The organism is Pseudomonas sp. H1h, from assembly GCF_000633255.1.
Lineage (GTDB): Bacteria > Pseudomonadota > Gammaproteobacteria > Pseudomonadales > Pseudomonadaceae > Aquipseudomonas.
In genome coordinates this window covers 95,032-117,684 of the sequence record NZ_AYMJ01000018.1, presented here as the reverse complement: position 1 = coordinate 117,684, position 22,653 = coordinate 95,032, and the positions used below count along the sequence as shown (strand labels likewise).

The 22,653-nt window shown below is 61.7% G+C and carries 21 protein-coding genes; 11 read left to right on the top strand and 10 right to left on the bottom strand.

Going from position 1 to position 22,653, the window contains the following annotated elements; genetic code table 11:
* Positions 1-275: 275 nt before the first annotated feature.
* Positions 276-1,901 (bottom strand): murein L,D-transpeptidase, encoded by a 1,626-nt coding sequence (locus tag U862_RS0116190; RefSeq protein ID WP_025111349.1) that lies wholly within the window; start codon positions 1,899-1,901, stop codon positions 276-278.
* A 149-nt stretch (positions 1,902-2,050) separates the two neighbouring features.
* On the opposite strand from U862_RS0116190, the gene U862_RS0116185 reads away from it, so the two are divergent.
* Complete coding sequence (locus tag U862_RS0116185) at positions 2,051-2,764, top strand: murein L,D-transpeptidase catalytic domain family protein (protein ID WP_025111348.1); 714 nt, start codon at positions 2,051-2,053, stop codon at positions 2,762-2,764.
* 52 nt (positions 2,765-2,816) lie between these two features.
* On the opposite strand, the gene U862_RS0116180 is transcribed toward U862_RS0116185, so the two are convergent.
* A complete protein-coding gene (locus U862_RS0116180; protein WP_025111347.1) occupies positions 2,817-4,229 on the bottom strand; it encodes an MFS transporter in 1,413 nt (470 codons plus the stop codon).
* 103 nt (positions 4,230-4,332) lie between these two features.
* On the opposite strand from U862_RS0116180, the gene U862_RS0116175 reads away from it, so the two are divergent.
* On the top strand, positions 4,333-5,220 hold the full coding sequence (locus tag U862_RS0116175; protein ID WP_025111346.1) for a LysR family transcriptional regulator: 888 nt from the start codon (positions 4,333-4,335) through the stop codon (positions 5,218-5,220).
* Here the strand turns inward: U862_RS0116175 and U862_RS0116170 are convergent.
* Positions 5,217-5,837, bottom strand: a complete 621-nt coding sequence (locus U862_RS0116170) for a cell wall hydrolase (protein WP_025111345.1) — start codon at positions 5,835-5,837, stop codon at positions 5,217-5,219. The genes U862_RS0116175 and U862_RS0116170 overlap by 4 nt on opposite strands.
* Before the next feature lie 199 nt (positions 5,838-6,036).
* Between U862_RS0116170 and U862_RS0116165 the strand changes: the two genes are divergently transcribed.
* A complete protein-coding gene (locus tag U862_RS0116165) occupies positions 6,037-6,888 on the top strand; it encodes a CAP domain-containing protein (RefSeq protein ID WP_025111344.1) in 852 nt (283 codons plus the stop codon).
* 350 nt (positions 6,889-7,238) lie between these two features.
* On the opposite strand, the gene U862_RS0116155 is transcribed toward U862_RS0116165, so the two are convergent.
* From U862_RS0116155 to U862_RS0116135, 5 genes are all read right to left on the bottom strand, one after another.
* Positions 7,239-7,697, bottom strand: coding sequence for a transposase (locus U862_RS0116155; protein WP_025111342.1), 459 nt, complete (start codon positions 7,695-7,697; stop codon positions 7,239-7,241).
* Between the two features lie 311 nt (positions 7,698-8,008).
* Positions 8,009-8,164, bottom strand: a complete 156-nt coding sequence (locus tag U862_RS29670; RefSeq protein ID WP_081794892.1) for a DUF2474 domain-containing protein — start codon at positions 8,162-8,164, stop codon at positions 8,009-8,011.
* Entirely contained in the window at positions 8,151-9,167 is a 1,017-nt protein-coding gene (gene cydB / locus U862_RS0116145) for a cytochrome d ubiquinol oxidase subunit II (protein WP_025111341.1), read from the bottom strand. The genes U862_RS29670 and cydB overlap by 14 nt, the downstream gene beginning before the upstream one ends.
* Before the next feature lie 3 nt (positions 9,168-9,170).
* On the bottom strand, positions 9,171-10,574 hold the full coding sequence (locus U862_RS0116140; RefSeq protein ID WP_025111340.1) for a cytochrome ubiquinol oxidase subunit I: 1,404 nt from the start codon (positions 10,572-10,574) through the stop codon (positions 9,171-9,173).
* 107 nt (positions 10,575-10,681) lie between these two features.
* Positions 10,682-13,006, bottom strand: coding sequence for an FdhF/YdeP family oxidoreductase (locus U862_RS0116135; RefSeq protein ID WP_025111339.1), 2,325 nt, complete (start codon positions 13,004-13,006; stop codon positions 10,682-10,684).
* A gap of 357 nt (positions 13,007-13,363) precedes the next feature.
* Here U862_RS0116135 and moaA point away from each other — a divergent pair, with 357 nt between their 5' ends.
* Entirely contained in the window at positions 13,364-14,362 is a 999-nt protein-coding gene (gene moaA / locus U862_RS0116130) for a GTP 3',8-cyclase MoaA (RefSeq protein WP_025111338.1), read from the top strand.
* 36 nt (positions 14,363-14,398) lie between these two features.
* Positions 14,399-15,298 (top strand): bestrophin family protein, encoded by a 900-nt coding sequence (locus U862_RS0116125; RefSeq protein ID WP_025111337.1) that lies wholly within the window; start codon positions 14,399-14,401, stop codon positions 15,296-15,298.
* A gap of 478 nt (positions 15,299-15,776) precedes the next feature.
* On the opposite strand, the gene glp is transcribed toward U862_RS0116125, so the two are convergent.
* Positions 15,777-16,982: a gephyrin-like molybdotransferase Glp gene (gene glp, locus U862_RS0116120; protein ID WP_025111336.1), complete on the bottom strand. Its 1,206-nt coding sequence runs from the start codon at positions 16,980-16,982 to the stop codon at positions 15,777-15,779.
* Positions 16,979-17,518, bottom strand: a complete 540-nt coding sequence (gene moaB, locus U862_RS0116115; RefSeq protein ID WP_025111335.1) for a molybdenum cofactor biosynthesis protein B — start codon at positions 17,516-17,518, stop codon at positions 16,979-16,981. The genes glp and moaB overlap by 4 nt, the downstream gene beginning before the upstream one ends.
* Before the next feature lie 285 nt (positions 17,519-17,803).
* On the opposite strand from moaB, the gene U862_RS0116110 reads away from it, so the two are divergent.
* The 6 genes from U862_RS0116110 to chrA all read left to right on the top strand — a co-directional run bounded on the left by U862_RS0116110 (position 17,804) and on the right by chrA (position 22,567).
* Complete coding sequence (locus U862_RS0116110; protein WP_025111334.1) at positions 17,804-18,703, top strand: LysR family transcriptional regulator; 900 nt, start codon at positions 17,804-17,806, stop codon at positions 18,701-18,703.
* A gap of 244 nt (positions 18,704-18,947) precedes the next feature.
* On the top strand, positions 18,948-19,790 hold the full coding sequence (gene fdhD, locus U862_RS0116105; protein WP_025111333.1) for a formate dehydrogenase accessory sulfurtransferase FdhD: 843 nt from the start codon (positions 18,948-18,950) through the stop codon (positions 19,788-19,790).
* Positions 19,787-20,272, top strand: a complete 486-nt coding sequence (gene moaC / locus U862_RS0116100; RefSeq protein WP_025111332.1) for a cyclic pyranopterin monophosphate synthase MoaC — start codon at positions 19,787-19,789, stop codon at positions 20,270-20,272. Before fdhD ends, moaC begins: the two co-directional genes overlap by 4 nt.
* Positions 20,269-20,520, top strand: a complete 252-nt coding sequence (locus U862_RS0116095) for a MoaD/ThiS family protein (RefSeq protein ID WP_025111331.1) — start codon at positions 20,269-20,271, stop codon at positions 20,518-20,520. Before moaC ends, U862_RS0116095 begins: the two co-directional genes overlap by 4 nt.
* 2 nt (positions 20,521-20,522) lie before the next feature.
* Positions 20,523-20,984 carry a molybdopterin synthase catalytic subunit MoaE gene (moaE, locus tag U862_RS0116090; RefSeq protein WP_025111330.1) on the top strand — a complete coding sequence of 154 codons (462 nt, stop codon included), beginning with the start codon at positions 20,523-20,525 and terminating at the stop codon, positions 20,982-20,984.
* A 239-nt stretch (positions 20,985-21,223) separates the two neighbouring features.
* A complete protein-coding gene (gene chrA / locus U862_RS0116085) occupies positions 21,224-22,567 on the top strand; it encodes a chromate efflux transporter (protein WP_025111329.1) in 1,344 nt (447 codons plus the stop codon).
* The last annotated feature ends 86 nt before the right edge of the window (positions 22,568-22,653 follow it).

The following is a 22,653-nucleotide window of genomic DNA, read 5'->3' as shown; positions in this document are numbered from 1 at the left end:
TCACGAAAGCGCCGGCACAGCCAGCATCGATGTCGCCTGACCTGACGCCTTCGCGAGCAAGCCCGCTCCCACAGGGGATTGTGGGTGGATGAAGGATTTGCGGCTGGACGAGATCAAGGGTGGGAGTGGGCTTGCTCACGAAGGGGTCGGCACATTCGGCATTGATGTCGCCTGACCTGACGCCTTCGCGAGCAAGCCCGCTCCCACAGGGGATTGTGGGTGGATGAAGGTTTTGCGGCTGGCCGCTCCCACGGGGTTTCGTGCGTGAGCTGAACTCAGTGTGCCCCGTCCAGCCCCGCCAGCAGCGCGCTGTCTCGGCTGTAGATGTCCGGCGCATAGCGCACCTGCCCGTCACTGCCGACCTGCGCCGTCCAGTAGGTCATCAGGATCGGGACGGGGGCCGACAGGCGGAATTCGTGGGTGCTGCCGGTCGCGAGCAAGGTGTCGGTACGAGTCCGTTCCGCCGGGGTCAGCAACAGGTCACGCAGTTGCATCGGGTGTTCGACCCGCACACACCCGGAGCTGAACGCGCGCGGGCCTTTGTCGAACAGTGCCTTGCTCGGCGTGTCATGCAGGTACACCGCAAACGGGTTGGGGAAGCGAATGACCATCTGCCCTAGCGGGTTACGCGGTCCGGCGTCCTGGCGCAGCATGATGTTGCCGGGGTTGTCCCAGTCGATGTCCGCCGCAGCCAACGGCTGGCCGTGGGCGTCGAGCACTTGCAGGTTCTGGCGACTGAGGAAGGTCTGGTCTTTGCGGATTGCCGGCAGCTTGTCTTCTTTCCAGATGGTCGGCGGCACGGTCCAGGTCGGGTTCAGGGTCAGGCGCGTGACCCGGGATTTGAGCAATGGGGTCTGCCGTTCGGCGCGACCGACCTGGGTGCGGGTCTGCCAGACCGGCCGACCACCCTGATACAGGGTCAGCTCGGCAGCGGCGACGTTGACCAGCAAGCCATTGGGCTCCATGTCCTGGGCCAGCCAGCGGAAGCGTTCGAGGTTGACCCGCAACTGTTCGCGGCGCGTCAGCGGACTGATATTGAGCTCGGCGATCGTCCCCGGCCCGACCACCCCGTCGGCCTGCAACGAATGGTTGGCCTGGAAGCTTTTCACCGCCTCCACCAGCACACCGTCATAGGCATTGCCGGGGGTGCCGATGGCGTGGGTCAGGTAGCCTTCGTTGAACAGCCGCTGGGCCAGTTCCGGCACGCGCTTGTCTTCCATCGCCGGGCGCAGCAATGGGCCGTTGCCTACCGACTGCCAGTGCGGCAAGGCTTGTTGCCGCTGACTGGCGTAGAGATGACGCAGGCTTTGGTATTGCGCCAGACGCGGACGCGCCTGATCGAACGCGGCCTTGATGTCCTGCAGGCCAGGCACGGCGATGGCGAGCAGCTCGGCCTGACGATCGCGCGGGGTATCGTCGGCATGCCACAGCGGCTCGAAATGCGATTGCAGCAGACGACCGTAATGCAGGTCCTGCAAGGCTTGAAGGTAATAGCGGCTGATGTCGATATCGGCGCACAGCTCGCCGTCCTGCGGCGGATTGACCGCCACCGGGTAGCGTTTCGGATTGAGTCCATCATCGGCTAACAGCTGCAATTGTCCGCGCAAGGCCGGCAAACGCCCTGACTCGCTGGCCCACACCGGCAGCCAGTCCTGTTGCTGGTAGAACGCCTGCAGTTGCGCCAGCGCCGGGCCGCTCAGGTGCGCGGCAATCGCCGGGCACGCCTGCGGTAAACCGATCAATACCGCTTGCAGCGGACTTTGCGGTTCGACCGGCATTTGCGCCGGTGGCGTCGGCAGCGTCTGCAACGTCTGCAACGGCGGCAGCGCCTCGTCGGCACAAGCGACAAACGGCGCAGCGAGCAAACAAATGCTCAAGTAGCATGCGTACTTTTTGAACAACTGCTTTACTCCAATCCGTGGCCGTCTCAATGACGGCAACCTTACATCAGGTGCGCTGAACAGTCAGGCCCGAAACCGGGGTCTGTTGGGTATGACTGGGAGTCAGGAGCCAAAGTGCCAAATAAGTAGCAAGTGAGGACACTTTATAAATGTTGACGTTTTTGCGCCGACTTCTGCTGACCACCGCGACCCTCGTCGTGGTGAGCAGCCCAGCTTTCGCCGCCGGCAAGCCATCGCCGGTTCTCTTTACCAGCCTCGCGCACGCCGCGCCGGAACTCAATCCCCAGGCGCTGAAAGGTGCCTTGAACGCCATGCAATGCGCGGTCAACAACGGTGCGAAACCGTCCCGTCACCTGGCGATCATCGATTATTCGCAGCCGTCCACCGCGCGCCGGCTGTGGATTTTCGATTTAAGCAGACAGAAACTGGTGCTGCGCGACCTGGTCGCCCACGGCTCCAACTCCGGGGAAAATTTCGCCACCCAGTTCTCCAACCGAGAAGGCAGCTACCAGTCCAGCCTTGGCTTGTTCCGCACGCAGGAAAGCTACAAGGGAACCCACGGTTATTCGTTGCGCATGGACGGTCTGGAGCCGGGTTTCAATGACATGGCCCGCGACCGGGCCATCGTGATCCACGCCGCCGATTATGTGAATCCGTTATGGAGCAAGCGTCAGGGCCGGATCGGTCGCAGCCAGGGTTGCCCGGCGGTGCGTCCGCAAGTGGCACGGCAGGTGATCGATAAACTCAAGGACGGCCAGTTCATGTTTTCCTGGTACCCGGACCAGCGCTGGCTGAAATCCTCGCCGTACCTCAACTGCCAGCCGCAACAGGTGGCGAGCATCTTGAGTACCCACGCCAGCTGACAAACACGCCTCATCCAATTGTGGGAGCGAGCCTTCTCGCGAAGAGGTCCTGTCAGTCGACCTTTGTGTTGACTGACACGACGCTTTCGCGAGCAGGCTCGCTCCCACAGGTGATCCGGGTTCGGCTGACGATCAGGGCCATGACCATCAGCGCCGCCGCTACCCCGAATGTACAGTGCAAGCCGCTGCCGATGACTTCGGCCGGGGCTTGCGTCGGGTCTCCGGTAGCGAATGCGAACACCGCCCCCATGACCGCCGCGCCGGTGATCAAGCCCAGATTGCGCGCCAGCCCGAGCAGGGCCGAGACCACGCCGCGCTGAGCCTGACTGACCGTACTCATCAACCCGGTATTGTTCGCCGCCTGGAACATTGCGTAACTGCTGGCAATTACTGCCATCGGCAATAGATAAGCCGCCAGGCCGAAACGCGTCGGCAACAGCGCCAACAAAGCGCAACCGCCAGCCAACCCGAGCAACGCGCCGGGCACCACCCGCCGCGCACCAAAGCGATCCACCAGACGCCCGGCCGGCACACCGCCGCACGCTGCCAGCAGCGGCCCGACCGACAACGCCAGGCCAACCACGGTGCTGCCCAGTCCCAAGCCCCGGCTCAGGTAAAACGGCCCGACCACCAGCGTGGTCATCATCACCGTCGTCACCAGGAACGTCAGCGCCAGGCTGCTGCTCAGTCGCGGATCGGCGAACAGTGACAATCGAATCAGCGGTGCCTTGGCTTTCATCTCGACCCCGACAAACACCCCGGCGCCGCACAGGCTGATCAGCAGCAACATCAGCGTGTAGCCGTCGAGCGTCATCGCCAGCGCATAGGCCGCCAGCGTCAACACCAGCACCACGGTGCCGAGGCAGTCAAACGCGACAGCCGATTTCGCCGGCCGATCAGCCGGCAGATAGCGATAAACCAACCACGCATTGAGCAGGCCCAAGGGCACGTTGAGGACAAAGATCGACGGCCAGCCGACATTAGCAATCAGCAGCCCACCCAGCGATGGCCCGAGGCTGGTGCCGGTGGCCGACATGGTCGCCAGCAGGCCCATCGCACTGCCTGCCCGCGCCTTGGGTACCGCATCCGCCACTAGCGCGATCGTCAACGCAAACATGATCGCCGCGCCAAGGCCCTGCACCGCCCGGGCGCCGATCAACCAGCCCAGTCCCGGGGCCAGCGCGCAGCACAACGAAGCGCTGGTAAAAATACCGATCCCGATCAACAGCAGTCGCCGTCGACCGATCCCGTCCCCGAGCCGCCCGACGCTGACAATCAACGTAGTGACCGCCAGCAGGTACGCCAGCACGATCCACTGCACCTGTTGAAATGTCGCATCGAACGCTGCGGCCAGCGTCGGCAAGCCGGCATTGGCGATGCTGGTGTCCAGCGACGGCATCAACATCGACAACGCCAGACTGGTCAGCGCCCAGCGGGCTTGAGGGGGCAAGGCAGATTCGGACATCGGGCGCTCCTGATGCAAAGGTCAGACGGCATAGCCTGAGTCTCGACAACGCAAGGCGCAAGACGCATGCTTTGCACTTGATACCTGCATGGAACGCCACATCATGAGCACACCGGATCTGAACCTGTTGATCACCCTCGACGTGTTGTTGCGCGAAGGCAGCGTCGCACGCGCCGCGCAAATTCTGCGGCTGAGCCCATCGGCCATGAGCCGCGCCCTCGCCCGGCTGCGCGAAACTACCGGTGATCCGTTGCTGGTCAGGGCTGGTCGTGGCCTGGTGCCGACCCCGCGTGCGTTGGAGTTGCGCGAGCGGGTCAGTGGCCTGGTGCAGGAAGCCGAGGCGGCTTTGCGCCCCGCCGAGATACTCGATCCCGGCCAGTTGCAGCGCACCTTCACCCTGCGCAACACCGACGGCTTTGTTGAAACGTTCGCCGCCGCCCTGCTCGCCCGCATCGCAGACGAAGCGCCCGGCGTGCGCCTGCGGTTCGTGCAGAAAGCCGACAAGGACAGCACGCTGCTGCGTGAAGGCCGGGTGGACCTGGAGACCGGTGTGGTCGACGACAGCACCGACCCGGCGCTGCACAGTCGCATCCTGTTTCAGGATCACTGGATCGGCGTGGTCCGTGAAGGTCATCCGTTGAGTGCGGGCAAGATCAGCAGCAAACGCTTTGCCGGCGGCCAGCACATTCTCATTTCACGCCGCGGACGCAACAGCGGCCCGGTAGACGAAGCGTTGCTCGCCTCGGGACTCACGCGGGACATCGTCACCTCATTCGGCGGCTTCTCTGCAGCGCTGACGTTGGTCCGCGAATCGGACCTGATCGCCACCGTTCCCGAGCGTCACACCAGCAAACTGCGCACCGGCCTGCACAGTTTTTCCCTGCCCTTCAAAATGCCGCCGATCTGCGTGTCGATGCTCTGGCACCCGCGCGTGGACGCCGACCCGGCGCATCGCTGGTTGCGCAACTGTGTACGCGAAGTCTGCGTCTAGCGCGCATCACCGCCAACCGGTTTGTAGAACAGGAATTTGCCGACCTCGGCGGTCTTTTTGTATTCCTTGGCCCAGCTCGGATGCACGTTGCGATCATGAAAGTACAGCGCGCCATGCGTGCGATCCGGCAACTGGCGGTTGAGTGCCTTGCCGGCGATATCCTTGGCCAACGTGTATTCGGTGTCTTCCTTGACCTGATCCGCCTTGCCATCGCACCACCAGGAAAACTGGCAGCTCTTGGTTTCCGACCCCTGTTTGACCACTTCGCACACCGTACCGGGGAAGCCGTCGTGGCCCAGGCGGTTCATCACCACATTGGCCACTGCTTCCATTTCCGGCGTGTCGCGGCCCTTGGCTTCCCAGTAAATACTGCGCGCCAGGCAGGTGATCGGATCGTCCAGCGGCGCGGTGCCTGCCGGGTCTACGGCTTGCACTTCAGTCGGGGTGATCGCTTCGGATTTGGGTGCCGGCGCCGCGCTGACCTTGTCGGCGGCTTTCTCTTCCAGCACCTGAGCCTTCTCTTCGGCCTTCGCCTTGATGGGGGCCTGCTCGGTGGCGCCCACAACGCCGGTCAGCAGGATGAATGCAAAACAACCAGCCAACCCTTTCAATCGCATGGCAGTTCTTCCGGTAGCGCCCGATGCGGGCAAGGTGTTTCGTCGGTGAGACGCCCGGTTTCCGGGGGCCTCGGCTGAGTGTAGACGGCAAATGCCTACACGATGTTCCGCAGAAAAACCGCTCGATGAAGAAAAAGACATTGCACTGACCGGGGGCCTTTCGCGCATCATGAGCGCATTGCGCTCAAGGGAGATTTCCATGCGTTTCATGCCATCCGTCTTGCGTTTTGCCGCACTGTCCGTGGGCCTGGCCGTCGCCGCCTCAGCCATGGCCGCCGACGAGTCGCAACTGATCGAGTCAATCAATGCCTACCGCAGCCAACCGCAGCGTTGCGGCAGTCAGGCGTCCAACGAACTGCCACCGCTGTCGGCCGACCCACGACTGAGACTGCCGGCTACCGGTGCGGTCGATCTGCAACAAGCGATGGCCAGCGCCAGTTACCCGATGGTCAACGTACAGGCGATCACCCTCAACGGTCCGCGTGATGCGACGTCGGCGATGAAGGCGATTCAGGAGAGTTTCTGTCAGGTGGTGCTGGATCCGCAGTTCGTCGATGTCGGGGTCAGCCGCGCCGATCGCGACTGGCGCATTGTGCTGGCGCGACCGTTGCTGTCGGCGAAACTGGGCGATGCGCAGAGCGAAGGCCAGAAGTTGCTCGAACAGCTCAATGTTGCGCGCGCCCAGCCGCGTCAATGCGGTGGCCAGGCCTTTGCCGCCGCCGCACCGTTGGCCTGGAACACAAGCCTGGGCAGCATCTCTCAGGATCACAGCCGGGACATGGCCAACAACAATTACTTCGACCACAAGGACCGCGACGGCCGCACCCCGGGCGACCGCGCGGAACTGGCCGGCTACAGCGGCCAACTGGTCGGCGAAAACATCGCCGCCGGGCAAGACACCGTGCGCAAAGTCGTCGACGGCTGGCTCGCCAGCCCCGGCCATTGCGCCAACCTGATGAACCCGCAATACAAGGAACTCGGCGCCGCCTACGCAACCGATCCGAAAAGCAGTGCCGGGATCTACTGGACCGCGATGTTTGGTGCGCAATAACTCCCCCTCATAAAACACTGAAAACCCAATGTGGGATTGGTGGCGGATGAAGGATGCGGGGCTGGCCGAGATCAAAGGTGGGAGTGGGCTTGCTCACGAAAGCGCCGGCACAGCCGGGATTGATGTCGACTGGCCTGACGCCTTCGCGAGCAAGCCCGCTCCCACAGGGGATTGGTGGTGTATGAAGGATTCGGGGGCTGACCGAGATCAAAAGTGGGAGTGGGCTTGCTCACGAAAGCGCCGGCACAGCCGGCATTGATGTCGACTGGCCTGACGCCTTCGCGAGCAAGCCCGCTCCCACAGGAAATCGCATTTATTCTGGGGTAATCCGCTGGATGTGCATCCAGAGTTCAAACCCAGATTGCGTCCCATAATGGATAGTCACCGAGTTTTTTCACCAATCCGGCTCGCAGTGGATTAGCGACTACATAGCGCGCCAGTTTCACCAGGTCCTCCTCTCGACGTAAAGCATGGTCATGAAAACTTTGCTGCCAGAGGCTTCCAGTTCTACCGGCCGCCTCGTTGATTGTACGAGCACTCAAGGATTTGACCTGGCACATCAATTGACCGAGTGTTCCTTTTTGCAACTGAATCAGCCAATGAAAATGATCCGGCATGATCACCCATGCCAATGTGTCGGCAAACCCTTCCTCCTGCGCCATTCTGAACTGGTTCACGACCAACCGGCCTAGTCTGTAGTCCGTGAACACAGGCTCGCGTCCCAGGGTATTGGCGGTTAGAAGGTAGATTCGATTTTCTTCGCAATGACGACCAGTTCGCAGGCGATGTGATGAGTAATGTTCGGGCATTCCTTTGCCTTGTTGATGTTTGAATTCAGAAAGGCTAGATCAGCCAGCACCATGCGCCGCGCATGCTTATTGACGGGATGTGTCTGCGACCGAGATCAAGGGTGGGAGTGGGCTTGCTCACGAAAGCGCCGGCACAGCCAGCATCAATATCGACTGGCCTGACGCCTTCGCGAGCAAGCCCGCTCCCACAGGGGATTGGTGGTGGATGAAGGATTCGGGGTTGACCGTGATCAAGGGTGGGAGTGGGCATCGGTGATGTTCAGTATTGCGGCCACAAAAAAACCGGAGCCAATGGCTCCGGTTTTTTATTGTCAGTGGGTTCTCATTCCCGCTGCATACATCGCCAGTTTCAGCAGGCTCGCGACCACCGCCAGCGATACCACGCTGCCCAGCCAGATCAACAACAACCAGCCAAGGCGCTTGTACCAGCGGCTGGGTCCGGCCTCACGCGAATCAATGGTAGCCATCGCCAATCCTCACTTTTCCGCGGAATACGTAGTAGCTCCAGAAGGTGTACATCAGGATAACCGGCAGGATGAACAGTGCGCCGATCAGGGCGAACAACTGGCTCGATGGCGGTGACGCCGCGGCCCACAGGCTCACCGACGGCGGGATGATGTTCGGCCAGATGCTCAGCGCCAGGCCGATGTAACCCAGCAGCATCAACACCAAGGTGAACACGAACGGCCAGTGCGTGTGACGCTGACGCAAGGTGCGCAGCAGCCCGAACAACGCCAGCAGCGCCAGCACCACCAGCCCGGCGAACACCATCAAATGCCCATGGCTCGACCAGCGCATGGCCAGTTCCGGGTGCAGTTGCAGGGTCCACACGCCGATCACCACCACCATCGCCAGCAGCAACCACGCCAGTGGACGAGTGAACAGACGCATCCGCGATTCAAGCATGCCTTCGGTCTTGACCAGCAACCAGGTGCTGCCCAACAGCGCATAGGCCACCACCAGACCGACACCGCACACCAGCGGGAACGGCGCCAGCCAGTCGAGGCCACCACCGGCAAACTGCCGATCCACCACGGGAATGCCCGACACGTACGCGCCAATCACCACGCCTTGGGCGAACGTCGCCAGCAGCGAACCGCCGATGAACGCCTTGTCCCACCAATGGCGCTTCTGCGGCGAAGACTTGAAGCGAAACTCGAACGCCACGCCACGGAAAATCAGCCCGCAGAGCATCAGGATCAGCGGCAGGTACAGCGCCTCCAGAATCACCCCGTAGGCCAGCGGAAACGCGCCATACAACGCCGCGCCGCCGAGGACCAGCCAGGTTTCGTTGCCGTCCCACACCGGGGCGACGGTGTTCATCATCACGTCGCGCTCCTGCTCATCCGGGATCAGCGGAAACAGGATCCCCAGGCCCAGATCGAAGCCGTCCATGATCACGTACATCATCACCCCGAAGGCAATGATCACACCCCAGATCAACGAGAGATCGATACCTTGAATACCCATGACTCAATGCTCCTTCATCGGGACGGTGGCCGCCGACAGTGGCCGGCGCGGGGTCTGCAACTCATCGCCCTGCGGTGGATGTTCGTGATGCGGCTGCGGCCCCTTGCGCACCAGTTTCATCATGTAGCCGATGCCCACGGTGAATACCGTGCAGTAGATCACCACGAACAGCAGCAACGAGGTGCTCATCTGCGCCACCGAGTGGTGGGACGCCGCGTCATGGGTACGCATCAGGCCGTACACCACCCACGGCTGACGCCCGACTTCGGTAGTGATCCAGCCGGCCAGCAGCGCAATCAACCCGCTCGGCCCCATCAGCAATACCAGGCGCTGAAAGCCGCGATGCTGATAGAGCTTGCCGCCACGGCGCAGCGCCAGCCCCAGCACACCGACAAGGATCATCAACATGCCCAGCCCGGCCATCACCCGGAAGCTCCAGAAGATGATGGTCGAGTTCGGCCGATCCTCTTTCGGGAAGCTCTTGAGCGCCGGGATCTGCTTGTCGAGGCTGTGGGTCAGGATCAGGCTGCCCAGGTACGGGATTTCCAGCGCGTACTTGGTCTTCTCAGCCGCCATGTCCGGGATGCCGAACAGCACCAGCGGCGTCGGACCGTTGTCGGCGTTTTCCCAGTGGCCTTCGATGGCAGCGATTTTTGCCGGTTGATGCTCCAGGGTGTTCAAGCCATGGGCGTCACCGACCACCGCCTGAATCGGCGCAACAATCAGCGCCATCCACAACGCCATGGAAAACATCTTGCGCACCGGCGCCGTGTTGTTGCCGCGCAGCAAATGCCAGGCCGCCGACGCGCCGACGAAGAACGACGTCGCGACGAACGCGGCAATCGCCATGTGGGCCAGACGGAACGGGAACGAGGGGTTGAACACGATCGCCAGCCAGTCCAGCGGCATCACCCGACCGTCGACGATTTCGAAGCCCTGCGGCGTCTGCATCCAGCTGTTGGAGGCGAGAATCCAGAAGGTCGAAATCAACGTGCCGATGGCGACCATCACCGTGGCGAAGAAGTGCAAACCACGGCCGACGCGGTTCCAGCCGAACAGCATGACCCCAAGGAAGCCGGCCTCCAGGAAGAACGCCGTCAGCACTTCATAGGTCAGCAACGGCCCCGTGATGCTCCCGGCGAAGTCGGAAAACCCGCTCCAGTTGGTACCAAACTGATACGCCATGACCAGCCCCGAGACCACGCCCATGCCGAAGTTGACGGCAAAGATCTTCGACCAGAAGTGGTAGAGATCGCGGTAAGTGTCGTCATGGGTTTTCAGCCACAAGCCTTCGAGTACCGCAAGGAAACTCGCCAGGCCGATGGTGATCGCCGGGAAGATAATGTGGAACGAAACCGTGAACGCGAATTGGATTCGCGCCAGGTCCAGTGCCTCCATGTTGAGCATGATGATGTCCTCATCCAGGCTGAAAAGCGGCAGCACGTCGCCGGGCCACCGCCAGGCGTGAACGCCTGCAGCCAGTCAAATTGCTATGGTTTTTTATGAGTAGCGGGTCAGGCCACCAACGACGGGATCAGGTTGCTGACCTTGGCCGCTTCGAGACGAATCGCGACGAATTTCGAGGTCGGCGTGTAGGTCCGGTCGCCGTAGCTTTCCAGCGGTACCAGCGGATTGGTTTCCGGGTAGTACGCCGCCGCCTGGCCGGGCGGAATGTCGTAGGCGATCAGGGTAAAACCGCTGACCCGACGCTCGCGCTCGTCATCCCACAGCGCCACCAGATCGACCTTCTGCCCCGGTTCGAAACCGAGCCGCTGGATGTCCTGTTCGTTGGCGAAGATCACGTCGCGCATGCCGTAGACCCCGCGATAACGGTCGTCGAGGCCGTACAGCGTGGTGTTGTACTGATCGTGCGAACGCATGGTCTGCAGGATCAGGTGCGGCTTGACCGGCAGGTTGCGCACACCTTCGCTGATCAGGTGTTCCGGCAGCACGCACGGGGTGAACTGGGCTTTGCCGGACTCGGTGTTCCAGACCCGGTCCGAGGCGTCGTTGCCAAGGTGGAAGCCACCCGGGATCAACAGTTTCTCGTTGAAGTTCTCGAAGCCCGGAATCACGTCGGCGATCAGGTTGCGGATGCGCCCGTAATCGCCCACGGCCCACTCCCAGTCGATTGGATGTTTGCCCAACGTGGCGGCGGCAATCCCGGCAATGATCGCCGGCTCGGACTTCAAGTGCGCCGACTTCGGTTTCAGTTGACCGAACGACAGATGCACCATGCTGAAGGTGTCTTCCACCGTCACGCCTTGCGGACCTTCGGCCTGGATATCGATGTCGGTACGGCCCAGGCATGGCAGGATCAGCGCGTCACGCCCGGTGACCAGATGGCTGCGGTTGAGCTTGGTCGAAATGTGCACGGTCAGGTCGAGTTTGCGCATCGCTTCGTGGGTGCGCGGGGTGTCCGGTGTAGCTTGGGCAAAGTTGCCGCCCAGACCGATGAACACCTTGGCTTCGCCACGCTCCATGGCACCGATCGCCATCACTGTGTTGTGGCCGTGCATGCGCGGCACTTTGAAGTTGAAGCGGTTTTCCAGCGCGTCCATCAACTCCTTGGGTGCCAGTTCGTTGATGCCCATGGTGCGGTCGCCCTGCACGTTGCTGTGACCGCGCACCGGCGACAGACCGGCGCCCGGACGGCCGACATTGCCGCGCAGCAGTTGCAGGTTGATGACTTCCTGCAGGGTCGGCACCGAGTGCACGTGTTGGGTCAGGCCCATGGCCCAGCACATGATCACGCTCTTGGCGCGGCCATACATGCGCGCCGCCAGTTCGATGTCGTGCAACGGCACACCGGATTGCTCGACGATGTGCTCCCAGCTCGTGGCGTCGACTTCGGCCAGATAGCTGTCCAGGCCTGAGGTGTGCTCAGCAATGAACGCGTGGTCGAACACCGGTTCGCCGCCGCTGGCCTGAGCCTCGCGCTCCCACTGCAGGAGGAATTTGGCCATGCCGCGAATCATCGCCATGTCGCCACCCAGCGCTGGCCGGAAGTACGCGGTGTTGGTCGCTTCCCAGCCGTTGCTGAGCATCTCGATCGGGTTCTGCGGGTTCTGGAAACGCTCCAGGCCACGCTCCTTCAACGGGTTGATGCACACCACTTGCGCGCCGCGCTTCACCGCTTCACGCAGCGGTTCGAGCATGCGCGGGTGGTTGGTGCCGGGGTTCTGGCCGATGACGAAAATCGCGTCGGCGTGGTGCAAATCCTCGTAGACCACGGTGCCTTTACCGACGCCGAGGGTCTCGCCCATGCTCACCGCACTGGCTTCGTGGCACATGTTCGAACAGTCGGGGAAGTTGTTGGTGCCAAAGGCGCGGACGAACAACTGGTAGAGAAACGCCGCTTCATTGCTGGCCCGGCCCGAGGTGTAGAACTCAGCCTCGTGCGGCGATTTCAGGCCCTTGAGGTGTTCGGCAATCAGCGCGAACGCCTCTTCCCAGGTGGTTTCCACATAGCGGTCAACCCGCGCGTCGTAGCGCATCGGATGAGTCAGGCGGCCCTGATATTCCAGCCAGTAATCGCTCTGTTCAGCCAGGCTCGACACCGTGTACTTGTTGAAGAACGCCGGGTCGACCAGGCGCCCGGTGGCCTCCCAGTTCACCGCTTTGGCGCCGTTCTCGCAGAACTTGAGCATGCTCGCGCCGGGGGCTTCACCCCACGCACAGCCCGGGCAGTCGAAGCCGCCGTTCTGGTTGGTCTTGAGCATGGCGCGGATGTTTTTCAGGGCGTTTTCACTGCCCAGCCAGCTCTTGGTCAGGCTGATCACAGCCCCCCAACCGGCAGCGGCACCCTTGTAAGGTTTGTAACGGTCGACTTGTGACATGGGACATCTCCATGACGATGCACACAGGCATGAACCTGATCTTGGTTAAACAGCGACGGCCGACTTTGCACAGCAATAAAGCGGTCGTTTCAGTTGCCGGATCAAGGATATGAACCGCTACAAAATATTGTCTAATCGCTATTTATGACCACATTATCGAAACCGTCTATCACGGCGAAAAACCCTTTATTCACGGGAACTTGCGAAACTAAAGCAAAAACTTTAAATGAGAAATAATTCATCATCGATGCAATCAATCAGCCGTTCATTAACAGTGATTGGACGCCCTCTGAAGTTGCCCATAACCTGCGCCAACTTGTTCCGTTAATGCGGACTTCTCACTCCTGCGAGGCTGTCATGTCAGAGCGTGTCTTGATCGATGGTTACAACCGCCGCGTCGACTATCTGCGCATGTCGGTCACCGACCGCTGCGACTTCCGCTGCGTCTATTGCATGGCCGAAGACATGCAGTTTCTGCCGCGCCAGCAGGTACTGACGCTGGAAGAGATCTATCAGCTGGCGCAGAGCTTCGTGGCACTGGGCACCCGCAAAATTCGCCTGACTGGCGGCGAGCCGTTGATTCGCCCGGGCGTGGTCAAGCTGTGCGAGCAGATCGCCGCCCTGCCCGGCCTGCGCGAACTGTGCATGACCACCAATGGCTCGCAACTGGGCAAACTCGCTGCGCCGCTGTTCGACGCCGGGGTCAAGCGCCTGAATATCAGCCTCGACAGCCTAGACCCCGAGCGCTTCAGGCAAATGACCCGCACCGGTGATCTGGCGCAGGTGATCAGCGGCATCGATGCCGCGCGCAAGGCCGGTTTCACCCGAACTAAACTCAACGTCGTGGTGATGCAGGGGCGCAACGATCAGGAGATCAACGATCTGGTGAGCTTCGCCATCGACCGCCAGCTCGACATCTCCTTCATCGAGGAAATGCCGCTGGGGATCATCAGCGAACACAGCCGGGCGGAGTCGTTTTACTCCAGTGCCCAGGTGCGCGAGAAAATCGCCGAACGCTACACCCTGATCGACTCCGCCGAGTCGACCCAAGGCCCGTCGCGCTACTGGCGCGTGGCCGAGGCGCCGGACATTCGCCTGGGCTTTATCTCGCCGCACAGCCACAATTTCTGCGGCACCTGCAACCGCGTGCGGCTGACGGTGGAGGGGCGCCTGCTACTGTGTCTGGGTAACGAGCATTCGGTGGACCTCAAAGCTGTGCTGCGCGCTCATCCGGGGCAACCGCAACGGCTGGAAAAGGCCATTATCGAGGCGATGAAACTCAAGCCGTACCGCCACAATTTCGAAGTGAACGACGACGTCCAGGTCGTGCGCTTCATGAACATGACCGGCGGTTGAAACCGCCCTCACCCTGCGTAACCGGGATCGCCCAGCATGATCATCAGACCCAAGGTCAACCAATTCGCCATCCTCTTCACCCTCAAGGGTTCGATCGCCAAGCGCATCGCCCTGCGCACCCTGATGGTCACCTTGCTGGCCTCGGCCATCGTGCTGATTGAAATCCTCCACCCGAGCAACTTCACCAAGGTCAATGCCACGCCGTTCACCTTGCTCGGGCTGTCGCTGTCGATCTTCATGAATTTTCGCAACAACGCCTGCTACGACCGCTGGTACGAAGCGCGCAAGGCCTGGGGGGATGTGCTGGTGCACATTCGCTCGGTGATCCGCGAAACCCATGTCATCCGCGAATCGGTGCAGCGCAAGCCGTTGCTGCTCAATCTCTGCGGGTTTGCCCATGCGCTGAATGCGCGGTTGCGCCGGGAAAGCGAAGCGGCGGCCAGCCGTGCGTGGATCACGCCGCAACACGATATGCAGGTGCCGGATTACAGCGGGCGGATTCTGCAGCAGGTCGGCCAGCAGTGTTCCGACCTGCATCAGAGCGGTGAGTTGACCGAGTGGCGCTACATGCTCCTGGCCAATCACCTGACCAGCCTGACCCAGGCGCAAGCGGTGTGTGAACGGATCAAGAACACTCCGCTGCCCTTCCCCTACACCTTGCTGCTGCACCGCACGATCTACCTGTTCTGCATCCTGCTGCCGTTCGCCATGGCCGAGCCGCTGGGCTGGCTGACGCCGTTGTTCACGGCGATTGTCAGCTACACCTTCTTTGGTCTGGATGCGATTGCCGATGAACTGGAAGACCCATTCGGCCGCGACGAAAACGACCTGGCAACAGACTCGCTGGTGCGCACTATCGAGCGCGATATCCTCTCTGAGCTGGGTGTGGCAGATCTGCCGCCGATGCTGATGCCGGTCGACTACGTCCTGAGCTGAGCCTGCATCTGCGTTGACAGGACAACGGCGATCGCGAGCAGGCTCACTCCTACAGGTCTGAGGTACACCCGCAAAATGGTCGAACCCTCTAAATCAAAATGTGAGAGCGAGCCTGCTCGCGAAGAGGCCATGTCAGCCACCGCACATGCTGACTGACACACCGCTTTCGCGAGCAAGCCCGCTCCCACATGGGATGGCGCTGCACCAGTGGCCCAGACACCGCCCAACTAAAATTGTGGGAGCGGGCTTGCTCGCGAAGAGGCCATCTCAGGCACCACACATGCTGACTAACACACCGCTTTCGCGAGCAGGCTCGCTCCCACATGGGATGGCGCTGTGCCAGTGATTCTGGCACCACCCGATTAAAACGGTGGGAGCGGGCTTGCTCGCGAAGAGGCCATCTCAGGCACCACACATGCTGACTAATACACCGCTTTCGTGAGCAGGCTCGCTCCCACAGGTTTGATTGGTGTCGGGGTCAGAACAGTTCGCTGAAGGGAATGAAGCGCAGCGGGTCGCCAATGCTGTGAGTGCTGTTTTCCGGCACTTCCACCAGACCATCGGCCCAGGTTGCACCGAGCAGGACGCCAGAGCTTTGATTCGGATACAGCACCGCATTCCCCGCCTCCAGCCGTACACGCAGGTATTCACGACGACTGCCTGGTTTGTGCCAGTCGAAACCGGCATTCACCGAAAAGCTCAGCGGCATGACGTCTTCCACGCCCTGGATACGCAGCAGATACGGCCGCGCCAGCAGCCCGAAGGTCACCAGTGCCGAGGTCGGATTGCCCGGCAGGCCGATCACCGGCACCGTGCCGAAATGCCCCACGGTCAACGGTTTGCCTGGCTTGATCGCCAGTTTCCACAGCAGCGGTTTGCCATCCTCGCGCAGCACCTGCCCGAGGCAATCGGCATCGCCGGCAGACACGCCGCCCGTGGTCAGGATCAGGTCGGCCGCCACTTGCAGTTGCTCAAGCTTGAGCCGCGTCTGGGCCGGGCGATCCGGGAGTATTCCGGCATCGATCACTTCGCAGCCCAGCTCACGCAACCAGTGACCGAGCAACACACGATTGCTGTTGTAGATGCTGCCGGGGCGCAGTGGCTGGCCCGGTTCGACCAGTTCGTCACCGGTCGACAACAGTGCCACGCGCGGGCGACGCACCACGTGCAGTTGCGCCAGCCCTTGCCCGGCGGCGACCGCCAGTTCGAATGGCCCAAGGCGTTTGCCGGCACGCAGCAGGATGTCACCCACGCGATTTTCCTGACCTTGCGCGCGGATGTTCTGCCCCGCCTTCAGCGGCTGCAAGAAACGCACGCGGCCGTCCTCCAGCACCTCGACGTTCTCCTGCATCTCGACGCAGGTGGCGCCGGGCGGCAGCGGTGCACCGGTAAAAATCCGCGCGCAGGTGCCAGGCAACAGGGCGTCCGGCGCCAGCCCCGCGTAAACCTTTTGCGACACTTTGAGCGGCTGGCGATGCAGGTCGGCGAGATTGAGCGCGTAACCGTCCATGGCACTGTTCGGCCACGGTGGCAGATCGAGTGTCGCTACCAGATCACTGGCCAATACCCGTGCGCGAGCAGCATCGAGCGACAACAACTCGCTGTCGGCCAGACGTTGCTCATCGGCCATGCCCAGCAACTGGTCGAGGGCGTCCTCGACCGGCATCAAGGGTGCCTTACTCATCCGCGCGGCCCGCAGGCTTGCACTGCCTTGAGGTGTGGCACGAAGTTGCACGGGCGATGACGGTTATCCAGTTGCTCGGCGAGAATACCCTCCCATGCGGTACGACAGGCGCCGGTCGAGCCCGGCAGGCAGCACACCAGCGTGCCGTTGGACAGTCCGGCCAGCGCTCGGCTTTGCACGGTAGACGTGCCGATGTCGAGAATCGAAATCGCGCGGAACAACTCACCGAAACCATCAATCTGTTTGTCGAGCAAGCAGGCCACTGCTTCCGGTGTGCTGTCGCGACCGGTGAACCCGGTGCCGCCGGTGATCAGCACCACCTGAATATTGTCGTCGGCAATCCAGTGAGCAACCTGGGCGCGAATCTTGTACAGATCATCCTTGAGCAGATTGCGCTCACTCAGGGTATGGCCGGCCTCCAACAGACGACTGACCAGCAACTGGCCGGAGGTATCGCTGGCGTAATCGCGGGTATCGCTGACCGTCAGCACGGCAATGTTCAGGGGGACAAACAGGGCATCCGCTTTCGCGCTCATGGGACTCTCCGGCAGTAGTTGATCACATTGCCCAGCAGCCTAAGTGCCACTTATGAGTACTGTCTAATCACTCTAACCAACCACATTATCGACCCGCTCTATCGGTCCCGTTGACCTCGACCAACGCCTTTGAAATCATGCGCGATAGAGCTGATCGATAGGCTTTTCAATTCTTCCGATTGGACGCCAACACAGTCAGGTGAGATCGTCTCGCCTCGCGTTTTCCGTGCGCTGCGCGCATCTGCGTCAATACTCATTCCAATTTCTCAACGAGCAGGTGCCATCGTGGACATCAAACAACTCAAGTTCCTGATCGCACTGGACGAAACCCGCCACTTCGGCCAGGCCGCCGCCCGCTGCCACATCACCCAGCCAACCCTGTCGATGCGCCTGCGTAATCTGGAAGATGAACTGGATCTGGTGCTGGTCAATCGCGGTCAGCGCTTTGAAGGTTTCACTCAGGCCGGCGAACGGGTGCTGGCCTGGGCGCGCACGCTGCTGGCAGCCCACGACGGCCTGTTCGCCGAAGCGGCGGCGTGCCGCGGGCAACTGGTCGGTAGCCTGCGTCTGGGGCTGGTGCCGCTGAGCAGCTTCAATCCGGTCAATTACATTCAGGGTTTGTCCGCGACCTACCCCGAGCTGAAATTCAGTCTGTCATCGCTCAGTTCCAACGAGATCATCGAGGGGCTGGGCAACAACCAGCTCGATCTGGGCGTGTGCTATCTGGACCACGTCAACCCGAACTACTTCGAGTTTTTCGAGATCGGCGAAACCCGTGTCGGGCTGCTTTACGACAATCGTCACTACCATTTCGAAGGCTCGGAAATGAGCTGGGAAGACGCCGCCGAACTGCCGCTGGGGATGATCACTACCGGCATGCATTACCGCAAATCCATCGACCTGAGTTTCCGCAGCCGCGGGCTCAATCCGCAGCCGATTCTGGAAAGCGATTCGACCTATCAGCTGTTGCAGGCGATTCACCAGGGCTTCTGCTGCTCGATCATGCCGCTGGACAGCGGGCTGGAAGAGCCGATCGAACATTTGTCGTTCATGCAGTTGCCGGACGCCAGCGTGCTGGCGCCGCTGGGGCTGGTGATGCGCAAGACCGAACCGCGGTCGGCGATTGCCGAGAAGTGTTTTGCCGAGGCACGCAAGCTGTTCGGGGTTGAAGCACCGGTTGTTTGAGTGACCTGTCCAGACATTGATGTCGGATGTCAGGCCGTCTTCGCGAGCAAGCCCGCTCCCACAGTTGGAATGCATTTCAACTGTGGGAGCGGGCTTGCTCGCGAAGAGGCCAGCACAGCCAACACCAATTCCGGATATGACCGTAGTGATCGACCAACCCAATCACCAGATCGGAACAAGCGATTGGACGCATTTTTAACACCCCCGTAGCCTGATCCCACTTCAGCGCTTCGGGACTTTCAAGATGCTGTGCCAAGTTGATCCAACTGCCGAACCGGGCGATGCCAACGCCCCCGCGCCGCAACCGTCACAGGTCGCGTTTCGCGAATACCTCACGGACGCCCCGCTCTCGCACGCCGCCCTGGCCTCGGAAATCGCCCTGGCGATCACCTTCAATGGCCTGAGCCAGGCGGTGATGATGGTCTCGCCCGGCAACCTCGAAGATTTCATCCGCGGCTTCAGCCTGAGCAACGCGATCATCGACAGCGTCGACGAGATCTACGACATCCGCCTGAGCCATTTCGATCAGGCCTGTCAGGCTGATGTGCAGATCAGCAGCCGTGCCTTCTGGGCACTGAAAGATCATCGTCGGCAGATGGCCGGCACCAGCGGTTGCGGCCTGTGTGGCGTCGAAGCACTGGAGCAGGCACTGCCACGACTGGACATCCTGCAACCCTGCGCACTGCCACCGGCCGCGCATTTCGACGGCATCCGCCAACGCATCGAGCAGGCCCAACAACTGGCTCGCAGCAGTGGCGCCCTGCACGCGGCGCTGTACTTCGATGCCAGCGGTGAAGCGTTGCTGTGCCGTGAAGACATCGGCCGGCACAACGCCCTCGACAAACTGATCGGCGCGATGCACCTCGCCGAAATCGATGCGCGCCAGGGCTTCGTGGTGGTCACCAGCCGGTGCAGCCTGGAACTGATCCACAAAGCAGTGCGCGCCCGCCTCGGCACCCTCGTCAGCCTGTCCGCCCCCACGGCGTTGACCGTGCGCTGGGCGCTCAAGCACCGGCTCAATCTGATCCACGTCCCGCACCGCAATGCCCCCCGAATCTACAGCCCGATCCAGGAACTTTCGCCATGAGCAACACCCTCACCCACCTCGACGATCAGGGCCGCGCCAACATGGTTGACGTCAGCGACAAGGCGCCGACCCGCCGCGAAGCCACCGCACAAGCCTGGGTGCAGATGCGCCCGGAAACGCTGCAGATGATCCAGGCCAACGGCCACCCCAAGGGCGACGTCTTCGCCGTGGCGCGGATCGCCGCAATTCAAGCGGCCAAACGTACCCACGAGCTGATTCCACTGTGCCACGCACTGCTGCTCAGTTCGATTCACGTCGAGCTCAAGGCCTGCGAACCCGACCGCGTGCAGATCACCAGCACTTGTCGCCTCACCGGCCAGACCGGGGTCGAACTCGAAGCCCTGACCGCCGCCAGCGTCGCAGCGCTGACCATTTACGACATGTGCAAGGCTGTGGACCGGGCGATGGTCATCGGCGACATCCGCCTGCTCAGCAAACAGGGCGGTCGCTCCGGGCACTTTCAATGGGAGAACGCGCAATGATCCTGATCAACTACTTCGCCAGCTACCGTGATCGCCTCAATCTGGGCGGCGAGAAAATCCCGCTGACCGACAATCTGCGCAGCATCGAGGACGTGCGGCAGATGCTCATGGCCCGTGGTGAGGAGTGGCGCGAAGTGCTCGGTGCCGGCAACCTGATGTGTGCGTTGAATCAGGAGCTGTGCCAACCGAGCGCAGCCATCGAAGACTTCGACGAGATCGCGTTTTTTCCACCGGTCACCGGGGGCTGAACATGACGGTACGGGTACAGTACAAAAGTTTCGATGTCGGCCAGTTGACCGCCGACCTGCATGCGCGCAATCCACGGGTGGGCGCGGTGGTGAATTTCATCGGGTATGTGCGTGATCTGAACATCGGCCAGAGCGTGAGCGAGTTGTTCCTCGAACACTATCCGGGCATGACCGAAAAGGCCCTCGAACAGATCGCCGAGGAAGCACGCGAGCGCTGGCCGCTGCAGGGCGTGGAGATTGTGCATCGGGTCGGCGCACTGGCGATCAGCGAGCCGATCGTGTTCGTCGGCGTCAGCAGCAAACACCGGCACATGGCGTTCGAGGCCTGCGCGTTCATCATGGATGTGCTCAAGACTCGTGCGCCGTTCTGGAAGCGCGAGAGCACGCCGCAAGGCGCACACTGGGTCGAGGCGCGCAAGAGTGATCAGGATGCGGCGCTGCGCTGGAGCCTGGCGCATGCCTGAAGATCAAGAGCCCCTCACCCTAACCCTCTCCCGGTGGGAGAGGGGACTGATTGGGGGATATTGAAGAAATTCACCGAATCGAAAGATTGGCTCTGAATCCATAATCGACTCAATCTTCAGGTCGATGGATAACGCCAGATACCTCTGTCGGCCCCCTCTCCCTCTGGGAGAGGGCTGGGGTGAGGGTTGAAAGTCTGATTAGATAGCAACTCCGCCAGGATCAAACTCCGGAGTCTCGTTTGAGCACAGCGCCCAACAACCTGCCCCGCCCAGATCCCGTCACGCTGCGCCAGGCCTGGCGCTTCTGGCTCAAGCTCGGCTGCATCGGTTTCGGCGGCCCGGCCGGGCAGATCGCGATCATGCATCAGGAACTGGTCGAACGCCGGCGCTGGATCTCCGAGCGGCGGTTCCTGCATGCGCTCAACTACTGCATGTTGCTGCCCGGCCCCGAGGCCCAGCAACTGGCGACGTACATTGGCTGGTTGTTGCATCGCTCCTGGGGCGGGGTGATCGCCGGGGCGCTGTTCGTATTGCCGTCGTTGTTCATCCTGATTGCACTGTCGTGGGTGTACATCGCGTTCGTCGACGTGCCGGTGGTGGCCGGGATCTTCTACGGGATCAAACCGGCGGTGACCGCCATTGTGTTGCACGCGGCGCATCGTATCGGCTCGCGAGCACTCAAAAACAGTTGGCTGTGGGCCATCGCCGGGGCGTCGTTCGTGGTGATTTTTGCCTTCAATCTGCCGTTCCCGCTGATCGTGCTCGGTGCGGCGCTGATCGGTTACGTCGGCGGGCGACTGGCGCCGCAACGCTTCGACAATGGCGGCCAACGCACCCGTGGAAAATCCTTCGGCCCGGCGTTGATCGATGACGACACGCCGACACCCGAACATGCACGATTCAGCCTGCCGAAGCTGTGGCGCTTGCTGTTGGTCGGCGCGGCGCTGTGGTGCTTGCCGATGGGGCTGCTGACCGCGCTGTTCGGCTGGGACGGCACGTTCACGCAAATGGGCTGGTTTTTCACCAAGGCCGCGTTGCTGACGTTTGGCGGCGCTTACGCGGTGTTGCCGTATGTCTATCAGGGCGCCGTCGGGCATTATGGCTGGCTGACGCCGACACAGATGATCGATGGCCTCGCGCTTGGCGAAACCACGCCCGGGCCGCTGATCATGGTGGTGGCGTTTGTCGGTTTCATCGGCGCTTACGTGCAACCGGCGTTTGGCGCGGAGCACGCGTTCGCCGCGGGTGCACTGGCGGCGACGCTGGTGACCTGGTTCACCTTCCTGCCCTCGTTTCTGTTCATCCTCGCCGGCGGGCCGCTGGTGGAGTCGACCCACAACGCACTCAAGTTCACTGCACCGTTGACCGCCATCACCGCTGCGGTGGTCGGGGTGATTCTCAACCTGGCGTGTTTCTTCGCTTATCACGTGTTCTGGCCGACCGGTTTTGCCGGGCAAGCGGACGTGTTTTCGATTGTGCTGGCGTTGCTGGCCGCGTTGGCGCTGTTCATTTTCAAGCGTGGCGTGATTGCAGTGTTGATCGTTTGCGCCCTCGCCGGGCTGGGCTTCCACTTGCTGCGCTGAACGTTGGCCAACGGTACAAGGGCGCAATCACCGGTTTACACGCCCGCAGATTGCCCCTTACTATCCGGGCACACCGGTCGGCGGGT